This is a genomic window from Chryseobacterium sp. BLS98, from assembly GCF_001045445.1.
In the GTDB taxonomy this organism is placed as follows: Bacteria; Bacteroidota; Bacteroidia; order Flavobacteriales; family Weeksellaceae; genus Chryseobacterium.
Window position 1 is genome coordinate 39213 of the sequence record NZ_LFNF01000001.1, and the last position, 12755, is coordinate 51967.

Below are 12755 nucleotides of genomic sequence, written 5' to 3' on the forward strand. Positions count from 1 at the left end.
ATGAAAGTGATGAAGAAAACAGACAGCTGCACCATAGAACATTCAAAAATAACCCTCAACGATACCCTTATTTTTGAAAGCCAGAGCGGAACATTTCATGATTTTGCCAAAGAAGCATATAAAAGTTTAGAACTCAGTTATCCGAAATTCCACAAGATGGATAACCTGAGCAAACTGGCTTTTCTGGCTGCAGAAATGATTCTCAAGGATGAAGATCACAGCAGAACAGCAGTGGTTTTTGCCAACAGATCATCAAGCCTTGATACGGATTTTAAATACCAGGAAAGCATCAATTCTCAGGAAAATTATTTCCCGAGTCCGGCCGTATTTGTCTATACCTTACCTAACATATGTGTTGGCGAGATCAGCATTAAACACAAAATGCAGACGGAAAATGCTTTTTTCGTATTGGATGAATTTGACGAAAATTTTTTAAACGATTATGCAGAGCAGATCCTGCTGTCCGGAAAAGCAGAAAAAGTTCTCTGCGGCTGGACCGAACTTTATCAGGATAATTATAAAGCTTTTGTATATTTGCTAAATAACCAAAAAACTAACATTAAAGTTTATCATTAAGTATGAAGAATATTTTTTTATTATTAACATTTTTATTAAGTTTTACAAGTTTTGCTCAGAAGTTTAAACTTGAGAATTTCCAATTAGTGAGTTATGATATTAATTCATCCAATAGAGTTGAATTTAATTCATATTCTACTATAGATAGAAATGGAAAACTTAATGTTTATATTGACGGATATAAAGAAAAAAAATATTATTCATATCAATTATCTGAAACAGAAATTAAATTGATAAACGGTTTAGATAAAGAAAATCTCGAGTCTTTTGTTGCAAAAAAACAATTAGATGCTAATCACGGTTATGCAGGGAGCAGAGATTATATTTCATTTCAAAAAAATGGAAAGAAAAAAGAAATTTGTTTTATTTTACCTTTTATGAATTCTGAATTTTTGAAAATATTAAATTCACTGAAGGATAAGATATATTCACAGCAAAATACTGCTGAAACTTCGAAATTTAATATCAATTTCGACAAACTAGAAAAAGATATTTTAAAACAAAATCAAATTGACAATTATCTACCACAAAAGACATTACCTCCTCCCCCAATGTCAAGATAATATCTCTTGAATTTAGAAGAATGAGTAATTATTCTGTGGTAACTATTATTAAAATTATTTATGGAAAATTTAAAAACAGAATTGAAGCACAAAATTATTGAAGTCCTTAACCTTGAAGACGTTTCTGTAGAAGAGATCAAAGATACAGATGCGTTATTCGGCGGAGGTCTTGGCCTTGATTCTATCGACGCTCTGGAACTAATTGTCCTTCTTGATAAAGACTATGGAATAAAATTAGCTGATCCGAAGAAAGGAAAGGAAATTTTCCAGTCTATCGATACAATGGCTGCGTTCATTGAAGAAAACAGAACGAAATAAATTAATGTACCCATTTAACAGTGTATCAATGTACCAGTAATTGTCAGATTGATACACTGTTACATTATCAAAAACCATGAGCCGAAAAATTGCCATAACAGGAATGGGGATCATTTCTTCCATAGGACATACTGTGGAAGAAAATCTTATTTCGCTGAAAACCGGGAAACATGGAATTTCAGACATTGAAATGTTTGAAACCCGCCATGCCGGATCTATAAAAACAGGTGAAATAAAAAGATCTAATGAAGAACTTGTCCGCCAGCTTCAGTTGCCTGAAGACAATAACGTTACAAGGACATCTTTATTAGGTATGGTTGCCGCCAGAGAAGCTGTAGAATCTGCCGGGATTACAGATATTAATGCCTATAAAACCGGACTCATTTCCTCTACCAGCGTAGGCGGAATGGATATTACGGAAAAATATTTCTACTCTTACGAAGACTTTCCTGAAAAGCAAAAATACATTGATTCCCACGATGCCGGCAACTCCTCGCTGGCTATCGCTGATTATCTGGGACTGAAAGGCATGGTTTCCACAATCAGTACAGCCTGTTCTTCAGCGGCTAATGCTATTATGATGGGGGCAAAACTCATCAAAAATGGAGTTTTGGATCGTGTTATTGTTGGCGGAACGGATTCCCTTTCAAAATTTACATTGAACGGGTTCAATACCCTGATGATCCTTACAGATTCTTACAACACTCCTTTTGACAATGACAGAAAAGGCTTGAATTTAGGAGAAGCCGCAGCCTTCATTGTTCTGGAATCTGATGAAGTGGTAAAAAAAGAAAATAAAAAAGTCCTCGCCTATCTTTCCGGCTATGGTAACGCAAACGATGCCCATCATCAAACTGCTTCGTCAGAAAACGGACAGGGTGCTTTTTTAGCCATGGAACAGGCATTTAAAGTATCCGGGCTGGCAAAAGAAGACATCGATTATATCAACGTTCACGGAACAGCTACACCCAATAATGATTTATCGGAAGGGATTGCCATGATCAGGATCTTTGGTGAAAATCAGGTCCCTGAATTCAGTTCTACCAAAGCTTTTACAGGCCATACTTTGGCAGCAGCAGCTGGAATTGAGGCTGTATTTTCCATTCTGGCCATGCAGCACGGGCTTATTTTTCCCAACCTGAATTTCAAAACAAAAATGCAGGAATTTGACCTGACTCCCGTTACTGAGCTGAAAGAGAAAAACATCAACCATGTCCTTTCCAATTCATTCGGTTTCGGAGGCAACTGTTCTACTTTAATTTTCTCAAAAACATGAGTGCAGTATACATCAACAGTGCATCCTGCATCTCTGCACAGGACACTTTAAAAGATAATTTTTTCCAGGATCTGGTGCTCAAAAATACCGCTCAGATCTTAAAAGCTATAGAGCCGAACTATAAAGAATTCATTCCGCCTGCGATGAGCAGAAGAATGTCTAAAACAGTAAAAATGAGTTCAGTAGCCTCCCATTACGCTTTAAAGGAAGCCGGAATTGAACAACCGGATGCCATTATCGTAGGAACAGGTATGGGTTGCTCTCAGGATTCTGAAAAGTTCCTGAAAAATGTGATCGATAACCATGAAGAGTTTTTAACTCCTACATTTTTCATCCAGTCTACTCATAATACTGTAGCAGGGCAAATTGCTTTGGGGCTTCAATGCCATGCGTACAACTTCACATACGTCAATACGTCTTCATCACTGGAATTCTCGTTCCTTGATGCTCAATTGCAGATCAATGACGGAGAGGCAGAAAATGTCCTTGTAGGGGCAGCAGATGAACAGACCGACAGAACCATGGAACTTTACTGTCTTAATAATACCATCAAAAAAGAAGAAAATCTTCCCGCCGATTATCTGCATTCGGAGACGGATGGCGTGATTTGGGGTGAAGCAGCAGCATTTTTTGTTTTAGGAAAAGATAAAACTGAAAATTCTTATGCAAAACTTACAGACATTCAGATTATTAACAGGTTAGACATAGAAGAAATACAATCATTTGTGACGGATTTCCTTACCAAAAATAATCTGACCAACGAAAACATTGATGCTGTCATCTTAGGTTTCAGCGGAGATGCAAAATCTGATGTTTATTATAACAAGGCAATGGATCTTTTCCAAAACTCAGCTTTACTATATTACAAACATCTGAGCGGTGAATTCAACACAGCGAGTGGCTTTTCAATTTTTATGGCCTGTCATATCCTGAAAGAGCAGCAAATCCCTGAAATAATGATGATTAACTCAGAAAAGAAAACTGAAATTAAAAATATTCTTCTTTATAATCATCTGGCGGGAAGTGACCACAGTTTGGTATTGCTGGAGAGAGCTTTTTAAGGGTAAAGGGACAAAAGGACTAAAAAGCTAAATCGTTGATTTAAAAACGACTAAAATTTCAAAGATGAAACATTATCCGTTTATTATATTTTATCTTTTCTGTAACGTTTTTATTTATGCGTTTCATGGCAGTTTTTGGGTTTATATAGCTTGTTTTTTAGCCTTTTCTGCCGTAGTGGTCTGGGGTTCTTTTGATATTGGCCTTGGCTATTTCGTGAACAGCATTACTCACAAAAGAACAAAAATCAATGAGGTTGCCCTGACTTTTGATGACGGACCGACTGAATTTACTCCCCAATTTTTAGATTTACTTATAGAATATCAGGTAAAAGCCACTTTTTTCTGCATCGGAAAACAAATAGAAAAATACCCTGAAACCTTTCAGAGGATTATCGCGGAAGGCCATACTGTGGGGAATCACACCTATTCACATTCCAATAATACCGGATTTTTATCTGCTTCAAAAATGACAGAGGAAATCAGGAAGTGTGACGAAGTGATGTTGAAAACCGGTAATATACAAAATGAACTGTACCGCCCTCCTTTCGGGGTTACCAATCCAAGTATTGCCAAAGCTATCAAAAGAACCCATAAAAAAAGCATCGGCTGGAATGTTCGTTCGCTGGATACCATTACCGATGATGAAAAAAAAATCTTTAAGAGAGTAACCACAGGCCTGAAAAAAGGCAGTATCATCCTTCTTCACGATACCTCTGAAAAGACGTATAACGTATTGGTAGATTTATTGCTATTTTTGAAGGAGAAAAAATACTCGGCGTTTACAGTCGATTCAATACAAAAATCAAAGAAAAATGATTAAAAATATTGCTTTTGGAGCATTTTTATTAGTTTCAGGCTTCATTTCTGCACAAATGACGGCAATGTCAGGAGCAGAAGCAAAAGCATTTGTAGCCAAAGTATCTTCTGAAACGCAGGAGATCAAGACACTACAGAGCGACTTCACCCAGACCAAAAAAATGGATTTTCTGGATAAAAACATTGTTACTTATGGTAAAATGTCCCTAAAGACTCCGAATATGCTGAGCTGGAAATACACAAAACCTTACCAGTACAGTATCGTTTTTAAGGAAAATAAAATTTTCATTAACGACCAGGGAAAAAAATCTTCCGTGGATGCCAAAAGCAAAACCTTCGAGAAGATCAATAAGCTGATTGTAGGAAGTTCAAACGGAAAAATGTTCAGCGATCCTGAATTTTCTGTTTCCTACTTCAAAAACGGAAACTTCAATGTGGCAAAATTTACTCCTAAATCTGCCCAGCTGCTGAAATACATCAAACAGATTGAACTTCATTTCCCTAAAAACCAGTCTACGGTTTCGCAGGTGAATATGACGGAAGCTTCCGGTGATACTACCAATATTGTTTTCAAAAATACAAAGATCAATGCCGCAATTGCTGCTTCGGAATTTAGCTTATAGCCTTATTCTTGTGCTGTTTGTTTCTTGTAAAAGCTATAAGCTTACGGATGCAAAACCGGTTCAAGGCTCTGAAAAAACTGTAGAAAATTTATATTTTTCTTCAAATGAAGACTATGTTTATAAATGCCAGATGGATATTTATAAAAATCACGTCAGCGGAATTCTGATCATTAAAAAACTGAACGAAACGACTCACCGCGTAGCCATGACCTCCGATTTCGGAAACAAACTGATTGATTTTGAGATTTCTGAGAATAATTTTAAACTGAATTATGTTCTTCCGGATCTGGATAAAAAAATTGTGATTAATTTTTTAAAGAACGATTTCCAGCAGCTGTTGAAAAGGCAGTATCCTGTGAATGAATCTTTTGAAAATGATCATTCTAAAATTTACCTGTCAAAGATTGATAATAAAGCCTATTACCTGTTTTTCAATAAAGAAAACAATCTTCTGAAAGAGATTATTTATACCAAAAACAATAAGGAAAAAATCGATTTTACTTTTGAGGCAAAAAAACATATCTTCGCGGATAGCTTAAACCTGCAACACAAGGACTTTAAGATCAATATAAAACTATTTCAGATAACCGAAACCGAACAGAATTAACATGAAGCTCAGGCAAAAAAAGGTTTTGTCCCTGTAGACAACTACAACAGAAACCTCTCTAACGTTGTTTTCCAGACGGGCCTTTATTATACATTTAACATGAAAAAATAGCATTATGCAAACTATTCTTACAGACTTTTACACTTTAGAATCTTATGAAAAGGCAGAAAACGGAAGTTTCACCGCCCATATTCATCTGAATAAGGATCATGATATTTTTAAAGGCCACTTTCCGGGTAATCCGGTAACGCCGGGAGTCTGTATGATGCAGATTGTAAAAGAACTTACGGAAGAGTTTACAGGTTCCAAACTATTTCTGAAAACAGCTTCCAATGTAAAGTTCATGGCGATTATCAACCCTTTTGAGACTCCGGACCTGAAACTCCAACTGGATATTACTGAAAATGAAGACGATGTTAAAGTAAAAAATACAACTTCTTTTGGCGAGACTATTGCATTAAAAATGTCAGTAAGCTATAAAAAATAATTTATGAAACTTTTCTTATCCCTCATCACCGCTTTTATTTTTTTCTTTCAAAGCAATCTGGAAGCTTTAAGAAACAGCTATGCAAAAGCCAATGCGTCCAATGCCAACACTGAAGCATTCATCAGCCTTGCTGAGAAGCAGTCCGGCTCTGATGCTGTAACAACAGGCTATAAAGCAGCAGCTAAAATCATGGAAGCCAAGATTACCAAAAAAGACAGGAAAGCCCTTGTAAAAAACGGTGCCACCAGCCTTGAAAGTATTATCAAAAGCAACCCGAATAATATAGAACTGAGGGTGATTAGGTTAAGTGTTCAGGAAAACATTCCGAAAATAGTTGGGTACAGAGGCAGTATTAAAGAAGATAAAGCATTCCTGATCAACAACTACAGCAAGCAGAACACAGCCCTGAAAAGCTATGTGAAAAAATTCGTGACGCAGTCCAAATCCTTTACAGATACTGAAAGAGCTTCCATAAAATAAACCAATGACCCTTCCTGAAGTACAAAATGCAATTTCTGAAAAGAAAATCTGCGTTTTAATACCGACCTACAATAATGAAAAAACTCTGAAAAGAGTGATAGACGGCGTGCTGGAATACACTGAAAGCATTATTGTAGTCAATGACGGCTCTACAGATTCCACCCTGCAAATATTATCCCAATATTCTCAGATAACGGTGATCTCCCTGCCTGAGAACAAAGGCAAAGGTAACGGGCTTAAAATCGGCTTCAGAAAAGCAAAAGAACTGGGTTATCATTACGCTATTACCATTGATTCTGACGGCCAGCATTATCCGGATGACATCCCTGTATTCGTAGAAGCCCTGCTTCAGGAAAAAGAAGATGTGCTTCTGATTGGAAACCGGAATATGTCGCAGGACGGAATTCCAAAAAAAAGCAGCTTTGGAAACCGGTTTTCTAACTTCTGGTTCTGGTTTGAGACCGGAATAAAGCTTGAAGATACCCAATCCGGATACAGATTGTACCCACTGCTGAAAATTCCTAAGAAATATTTTACCCCAAAATTTGAATTTGAGATCGAGATTATCGTAAGAACAGCCTGGAGGCATGTTCCTGTAAAAAATGTCCCGGTAAAGGTTTTATATGATCCTGCAGAAAGAGTTTCACATTTCAGGCCATTCAAAGATTTCACAAGAATCAGTATCCTGAATACGATTCTGGTGACGATAACCCTGCTTTACATTATTCCGAGAAACTTCGTGAATAATTTCAAAAAAAAAAGCTTTAAAAGATTCTTAAAGGAAGATGTACTGGAAAGTGATGGCAGCAACCGTACGAAGGCTTTTTCAATAGCCCTCGGCGTTTTTATAGGACTTTCTCCTTTCTGGGGATTCCATACCTTACTTGTTATCTCGTTATCTGTTCTTTTTAAGCTGAATAAAGTGCTGGCATTTATTGCGTCCAATGTAAGCCTTCCGCCTTTTATCCCTTTTGTGATTGCAGCATCGCTGTTTCTGGGATCACCTTTTGTACATAGTGACAGTAATATTTTAAGCAGTGAACTGAATTTTGAGCTGATTAAAAATAATCTTCTCCAGTATGTGATCGGAAGTGCTATTCTGGCTACTTCAATGTCTGCCCTTTGCGGGGTCGGGACTTTTCTTTTCCTGAATAAACTGAACCCGGAGAATAATTAACCTGAATACACTTTGTTTAATAAGTAAGGTAGCTTGAAGTCCGAAGAAGAAAGTTATTGAAATACTGAGACAAATTGCAGTTTTGATAATAACTTCCAGCTCCAAGCTTCCAACTTCCATCCATTTATCCTAAGTTTCTTATCCCGAGCTCAGGTTAATTACTTAAAGACAACATCCGAAAATGATAACGGACTCATAATCAAGGTAACAAACAGGGCAAGAATAATCAAGACCAACTGATACTGATAGTAGGTTTTTGCTTTATCTTCATCTTTCACTTCAAAAGTAAACTTAATTTTTTCCGGTTTCCTGATCATCATCCAGATAAAAGCCAGAATAATAAGGTTCAATACAACAGGAGCGAAAAGAAACAATTTGCTTCCAAACCCGTCATTCTTTCCTCCGTATCCATGGATGGGAATAATATCCGGAATAGAACCATATCTTGTAAACAGGTAAGCAGTGTAAGCGATAATAATTATCAAAGGAATGCAGAATAGCAGTTTTATATGTCTTGGGATCATTTTAATTTCTTTAGCGTTTTTTTAAGGTACTTTTCCACATTCTGCCTGTCCGGAACAGTGGTAATTTCTTTTGTCAGAGCGGTTTCAAACTCAGTTTTGGCTTTTTCAAAATCATTGATCCCGAAGTAATACCTCCCGGCCAGGTAATAGACCAGCCAAAAATCCGGATTCATGGACTGATAATAGGGAATAAAATCGTCTGTCAATACTATATCCTTATGATCGATGGCATTATTTATTTCCGCCCCCAACTTTTTGGATATTTCATAATGATGGTATTCCTCTGAATCCGCAAAAGGATCTCTGGCAATATTGAATACCGTTTTTGCCTGTAAGCTTTCCTCAGCTTTTTTGCCGGAAAAGATCTCGTTCAGGTCATAACATACAAATTCTCCCAGCTGATAGGGATTTGAGGAAACCCAAACCAATCTTTTTTCAGGAGAGAAAATAACCGCATGATGCGCCAGTAACTGGTTGATTGCTTTTTCATTGCCGTAGCCTATTTTTTCACCTTTTAAACCGGATTTATCCCGTAAAATGGCTGCCATTTTTTCGGGATTAAGTTTTTTGTTTTCCTGAAGAAGTTCCTGAAGCTTTTCATAACGGTATTCGGAGTGGCTTTCTATAATATGCTTTTGGTTTCTTTTATCGTCTTTATAAGCTTCGGACTGAAAATGATTGGTACAGAACACCTTGCTCGTATTTTCTACCTTATAAACGCCGAAATTTTTAGGCGAAACTTCAATAATTATGGCATTCTTATCTTGTGCACTGCCCACCAGAATGGATTCCGAGACAAAAACTTTTCTTTTTTTAGCAATAGCAATTGCTTCATCAATATTTTTTGCATACTGCAGAATTTCCCGGGTTACCAGAGAAATCGGGGTTTTGGCAGTCAAAGGAATTTTAGATTTCCCGGCATTGATCGTTACGGTAATTCCTTCTTTATTCATCCCGGAGACTACACCAATCATTCCCGGCCAGCTTACGGACATATAGGGAATTCCAGTTTCCGGTTCTACAAATTCGACCAGCTTATTTTTAGCAAAATCGTCTCCGACATAAAAATCGAAGTTTCTTCCGATGAGAAGATCCCCGTCTTCTGTATTTTCATTCCAGACAGCCAGTGAAGTACATCCTACCATAGCAAGATCCTGCATAGCATGGCCAATGTCATGAGCTCCGTGGAGATACAGACTCCGAAGGTATTTGGGTGCAATAAAATTGTACTTATCTGAGGAATACTGCGACAGACCGTATAATTCCGCCTGGTAATCCTCCCTTACATTGAGGTACATTTTTCTGTTGTACCATTTCAGGAATCCGCGAAGCAGTTTCTGTTTAAATTTTGAAGGAACGAAACCTTCCACTTTTGAGAAGAATATTTCTTCCTGCTTCTGCATCAGATTCTGGGTTAAAGCTCCGTTGTTATATCCAAGCTGTAAAGGATTTCCTTTGATATAAAGTTCCCAGATCTGCTGCTTATTTTTGGTTAAATAATTCCGGTTGAAACTGAACGTAGAATCGTTGATCTTATTCACTTCCGGAGTTTCCAGAGCATAGGTGCTTATATCGGGAACATGGTGGACTGATTTTGAGATTCCGCATGAAATAAGGGAAAGGATAAGGAAAAACCGGATTCCCAGGAACAGGGTGGTAAGTCTGCTATTTTTTTTCATGGGCATTGATCATTTGTTTCAGACGGCCGTCTATCAGTTCTTTTCCCAGGATTTCCGCACAGGTATTGAAAGCTCCAATCGTTACTCCCAGAATTCCATGCATATTCACAGACTGGCCTGTCAGAAACAGGTTATCAATTTTTGTCCTTGGAGAAACCATTGTTTTCAGCGGATTATCTGAGTTTTTCATGTAACCATACATATTTCCTTCAAAGCTGCCGATATAATCCCTGTAAGACAGGGGTGATGAAGTATAAATGCTTTTTATGGAATGTCTGAGGTTAGGAATTTTCCTTTCCAGAGCAGCAATCATTTTTTCTGCTTTTTCTAATTTGAACTGTTCATATTTTAACCCTCTTTCATGCTCATCAGCAACGGTATTTACAGTTTCTTTCCAGGCTCTGACTTCTTCAAAATCCATATAGGAGATTGCCGTAAGGCTTTCAGCATAATCAGGATGGTGTTTTGAAGGCGTAGAGGAAAGCATATAGGTTTCCGGCCAGTTTTCTTTGCTGTAGCGGAATGCCTTCCATATCATTTCTTCTGACGAATAGTGGTAAATATTATAATTGAAGCTCGGGAACGACTGTGGTTTCAGGACCAGATAAACACTGAAGCACGATGAAATAGGTTCCCAGCTCAGGACCCTGTTCAGAAAGGATTTTCTGAGCTTTTCTTCTCCGATTAACTTAATAAAGGAACGTATTTCTATGTTGGAAATGAATTTCTTTGCTGCATATTCCTTTCCTTCTTTTGTTTTTACGGAAGATAAAACTCCGGTTTCATTGAAAATAAATTCAGAAACCTCGGAATGTTTATGTACTTCTGCACCATGCTCACGAAGTTTTTTAATGAGCAGTTTTGTGATCTGGCTTCCTCCTTTTACACATTTGTAAGCACTTTGAATGTAGGAATTTACCGTCAGCGCATGAACATAAAAAGGGATATTTTCAGAATCCCCACCATATAAAAAATTGGAACCCAGCAATACGGCCTGCAGCTTTTTGTCCTGGGTAACAGATTCTATAAATCTTTTGGTATTAAGGTGAAGGATTTCTTCATTGTAACTTTCTTTCCCAATTACCTGATACCTTGGAAACTGGGCGCAAACATACTGGATTTCTTCACAATAGCTTTCTAAGTTTTGCCTCTCGTTGGGAAAATGGGCTGCCAGTTGTTCAATGAAGTTTTCATAGCCCTGTGCATGAGGGTATTCCATATTTTCATCGCCGAAGGAAATCCTGTCGTAGCCGTCATCATCCATTTTATGTAGCTTCAGATCGCCCATAATTTCCAGATAGGAAAAAAACTGATGAAGATTCTGCCCTTTTGAAAGACCTCCAAGATAATGAACTCCGGTATCGAAAATGAGCTTCTCCCTTGAAAAAGTCTGAAGATTCCCGCCATACTGGTTATTTTTCTCCAGGACACAAACTTTCAGGCCTTCTTTGGCTAAAATAAGAGCCGAAACCAGACCTCCCAATCCGCTGCCGATCACAAGTATGTCGTATTCTTTTTTCAAAAGAGGAAAAGCTGTGTGTTTTTAATTTAAACGGAAATGCAGTTGCAGGAAAATGGCGCTAAACCATATTTCATTTCTGAATTGCCGGATGATTTGAGTTTATTAATTAGTTTTCGTTGTTAAAATTAGAAAAATTAATCAATATCATCCCAAAAATCGAAATAATTGAACCATTGAAGCGGATATTTTCTGATCATGGTTTCAAGATTCTGTACGTAGGAATTGAGAAGTCCCTGAGAATCACGGTTTTTAATATTTTTTGCCACCCTTGCGTATAAATGGTAATGCAGGTTCTTTTCTTTCATCACATACACATAGACTACGGGTACACCAAGTCGTGAGGCAATGAGGAAAGGGCCGGCCGGAAACCTGGCGCTTTTGCCCAGAAGATCCGCTTCAAGATATTTTGAACCTTCAAAATAACGGTCTCCCGTAAAGCAGATCAGCTCGTTATTGGACAAAGCCTGGTTGATCTCAAAAATATGGGACATATCATCTTTGACGTAGATGAATTTGATATTGCTCTGTTTTACGGCAACGCTTTCCAGGTATTCTTTTATCACGGTTACTTCCTGATCTGTGGTTACCAGATTGATCTGGCAGTCGAAATCGATATCTGCAAAGAAATGTTCTGCGATTTCAAAATTTCCGATGTGAGCACTGATAAGAACTCCACCTTTTTTCTCAGCAAGAAGATTGGTAAGGTTTTCAACACCATCAAATTCATAGGTGTATTTTTCTCTTAAGCCGGCAGAAATTGCCGTTTTATCAATCAGGACTTTTCCGAAGGTAAAATAGCTTTTGAATACGGAAACCTTTGATTTCCAATATCCATAGCCCAATCTTTTCTGAAAATAGTAAAAGATATACCGGTTGCTTTTTTTAAGGAATAAAAAATAATAGGAAGCTACAAAATAAAGCACAAAATATGAACTCCGTATGCCGATATTTCTAATACACCAAACGAATATTTTATATCCTGTTATGGTTCCTTTAGATTTACCTTTCCACTTGTTCATAAGTACAGTTTACCAATTTATCAGTGT

At 37.4% G+C, this 12755-nt stretch carries 15 protein-coding genes; 11 read left to right on the forward strand and 4 right to left on the reverse strand.

The genetic code is table 11. The annotated features are described in order from the left end of the window. The first annotated feature begins 9 nt into the window (after positions 1-9). The 11 genes from ACM40_RS00150 to ACM40_RS00200 all read left to right on the forward strand — a co-directional run bounded on the left by ACM40_RS00150 (position 10) and on the right by ACM40_RS00200 (position 7984). A complete protein-coding gene (locus ACM40_RS00150) occupies positions 10-576 on the forward strand; it encodes a 3-oxoacyl-ACP synthase (protein ID WP_048501663.1) in 567 nt (188 codons plus the stop codon). Between the two features lie 2 nt (positions 577-578). Continuing rightward, on the forward strand, positions 579-1139 hold the full coding sequence (locus ACM40_RS00155) for a hypothetical protein (RefSeq protein ID WP_048500865.1): 561 nt from the start codon (positions 579-581) through the stop codon (positions 1137-1139). Between the two features lie 60 nt (positions 1140-1199). Then, the gene (locus ACM40_RS00160) at positions 1200-1457 is read left to right on the forward strand and encodes a phosphopantetheine-binding protein (protein ID WP_048500866.1); all 258 of its coding nucleotides are present in this window, start codon (positions 1200-1202) and stop codon (positions 1455-1457) included. Between the two features lie 76 nt (positions 1458-1533). Further along, the gene (locus ACM40_RS00165; protein WP_048500867.1) at positions 1534-2733 is read left to right on the forward strand and encodes a beta-ketoacyl-[acyl-carrier-protein] synthase family protein; all 1200 of its coding nucleotides are present in this window, start codon (positions 1534-1536) and stop codon (positions 2731-2733) included. Continuing rightward, positions 2730-3794, forward strand: a complete 1065-nt coding sequence (locus tag ACM40_RS00170; RefSeq protein ID WP_048500868.1) for a beta-ketoacyl synthase N-terminal-like domain-containing protein — start codon at positions 2730-2732, stop codon at positions 3792-3794. Before ACM40_RS00165 ends, ACM40_RS00170 begins: the two co-directional genes overlap by 4 nt. Positions 3795-3858: 64 nt before the next feature. Beyond that, positions 3859-4614: a polysaccharide deacetylase family protein gene (locus tag ACM40_RS00175; protein ID WP_053077077.1), complete on the forward strand. Its 756-nt coding sequence runs from the start codon at positions 3859-3861 to the stop codon at positions 4612-4614. Further along, positions 4607-5233 carry a LolA family protein gene (locus ACM40_RS00180; protein ID WP_048500869.1) on the forward strand — a complete coding sequence of 209 codons (627 nt, stop codon included), beginning with the start codon at positions 4607-4609 and terminating at the stop codon, positions 5231-5233. Before ACM40_RS00175 ends, ACM40_RS00180 begins: the two co-directional genes overlap by 8 nt. Next, the gene (locus ACM40_RS00185; protein ID WP_048500870.1) at positions 5199-5840 is read left to right on the forward strand and encodes a hypothetical protein; all 642 of its coding nucleotides are present in this window, start codon (positions 5199-5201) and stop codon (positions 5838-5840) included. Before ACM40_RS00180 ends, ACM40_RS00185 begins: the two co-directional genes overlap by 35 nt. 115 nt (positions 5841-5955) lie before the next feature. Further along, positions 5956-6327, forward strand: a complete 372-nt coding sequence (locus ACM40_RS00190; RefSeq protein WP_083996752.1) for a 3-hydroxyacyl-ACP dehydratase — start codon at positions 5956-5958, stop codon at positions 6325-6327. 3 nt (positions 6328-6330) lie between these two features. After that, positions 6331-6807: a hypothetical protein gene (locus tag ACM40_RS00195; protein ID WP_048500871.1), complete on the forward strand. Its 477-nt coding sequence runs from the start codon at positions 6331-6333 to the stop codon at positions 6805-6807. Between the two features lie 4 nt (positions 6808-6811). Further along, complete coding sequence (locus ACM40_RS00200) at positions 6812-7984, forward strand: DUF2062 domain-containing protein (RefSeq protein ID WP_048500872.1); 1173 nt, start codon at positions 6812-6814, stop codon at positions 7982-7984. Positions 7985-8142: 158 nt separating this feature from the next. Here the strand turns inward: ACM40_RS00200 and ACM40_RS00205 are convergent, their stop codons facing one another. From ACM40_RS00205 to ACM40_RS00220, 4 genes are all read right to left on the reverse strand, one after another. Further along, on the reverse strand, positions 8143-8508 hold the full coding sequence (locus ACM40_RS00205) for a DUF1648 domain-containing protein (protein WP_048500873.1): 366 nt from the start codon (positions 8506-8508) through the stop codon (positions 8143-8145). Continuing rightward, the gene (locus ACM40_RS00210; RefSeq protein WP_048500874.1) at positions 8505-10187 is read right to left on the reverse strand and encodes an acyl-CoA--6-aminopenicillanic acid acyl-transferase; all 1683 of its coding nucleotides are present in this window, start codon (positions 10185-10187) and stop codon (positions 8505-8507) included. The genes ACM40_RS00205 and ACM40_RS00210 overlap by 4 nt, the downstream gene beginning before the upstream one ends. After that, a complete protein-coding gene (locus tag ACM40_RS00215) occupies positions 10174-11709 on the reverse strand; it encodes a phytoene desaturase family protein (RefSeq protein ID WP_048500875.1) in 1536 nt (511 codons plus the stop codon). The genes ACM40_RS00210 and ACM40_RS00215 overlap by 14 nt, the downstream gene beginning before the upstream one ends. Before the next feature lie 134 nt (positions 11710-11843). After that, positions 11844-12728 carry a lipid A biosynthesis acyltransferase gene (locus tag ACM40_RS00220; protein ID WP_048500876.1) on the reverse strand — a complete coding sequence of 295 codons (885 nt, stop codon included), beginning with the start codon at positions 12726-12728 and terminating at the stop codon, positions 11844-11846. Between the last annotated feature and the right edge of the window lie 27 nt (positions 12729-12755).

What these genes read in the sequence shown, in the direction of transcription:
- ACM40_RS00180 (WP_048500869.1), top strand. Translation starts at nt 4,607, where the DNA reads ATGATTAAAAATATTGCTTTTGGAGCATTTTTATTAGTTTCAGGCTTC.
- ACM40_RS00205 (WP_048500873.1), bottom strand. Translation starts at nt 8,508, where the DNA reads ATGATCCCAAGACATATAAAACTGCTATTCTGCATTCCTTTGATAATT.
- ACM40_RS00220 (WP_048500876.1), bottom strand. Translation starts at nt 12,728, where the DNA reads ATGAACAAGTGGAAAGGTAAATCTAAAGGAACCATAACAGGATATAAA.
- ACM40_RS00155 (WP_048500865.1), top strand. Translation starts at nt 579, where the DNA reads ATGAAGAATATTTTTTTATTATTAACATTTTTATTAAGTTTTACAAGT.
- ACM40_RS00150 (WP_048501663.1), top strand. Translation starts at nt 10, where the DNA reads ATGAAGAAAACAGACAGCTGCACCATAGAACATTCAAAAATAACCCTC.
- ACM40_RS00210 (WP_048500874.1), bottom strand. Translation starts at nt 10,187, where the DNA reads ATGAAAAAAAATAGCAGACTTACCACCCTGTTCCTGGGAATCCGGTTT.
- ACM40_RS00195 (WP_048500871.1), top strand. Translation starts at nt 6,331, where the DNA reads ATGAAACTTTTCTTATCCCTCATCACCGCTTTTATTTTTTTCTTTCAA.
- ACM40_RS00200 (WP_048500872.1), top strand. Translation starts at nt 6,812, where the DNA reads ATGACCCTTCCTGAAGTACAAAATGCAATTTCTGAAAAGAAAATCTGC.
- ACM40_RS00165 (WP_048500867.1), top strand. Translation starts at nt 1,534, where the DNA reads ATGAGCCGAAAAATTGCCATAACAGGAATGGGGATCATTTCTTCCATA.
- ACM40_RS00185 (WP_048500870.1), top strand. Translation starts at nt 5,199, where the DNA reads ATGCCGCAATTGCTGCTTCGGAATTTAGCTTATAGCCTTATTCTTGTG.
- ACM40_RS00175 (WP_053077077.1), top strand. Translation starts at nt 3,859, where the DNA reads ATGAAACATTATCCGTTTATTATATTTTATCTTTTCTGTAACGTTTTT.
- ACM40_RS00190 (WP_083996752.1), top strand. Translation starts at nt 5,956, where the DNA reads ATGCAAACTATTCTTACAGACTTTTACACTTTAGAATCTTATGAAAAG.
- ACM40_RS00170 (WP_048500868.1), top strand. Translation starts at nt 2,730, where the DNA reads ATGAGTGCAGTATACATCAACAGTGCATCCTGCATCTCTGCACAGGAC.
- ACM40_RS00160 (WP_048500866.1), top strand. Translation starts at nt 1,200, where the DNA reads ATGGAAAATTTAAAAACAGAATTGAAGCACAAAATTATTGAAGTCCTT.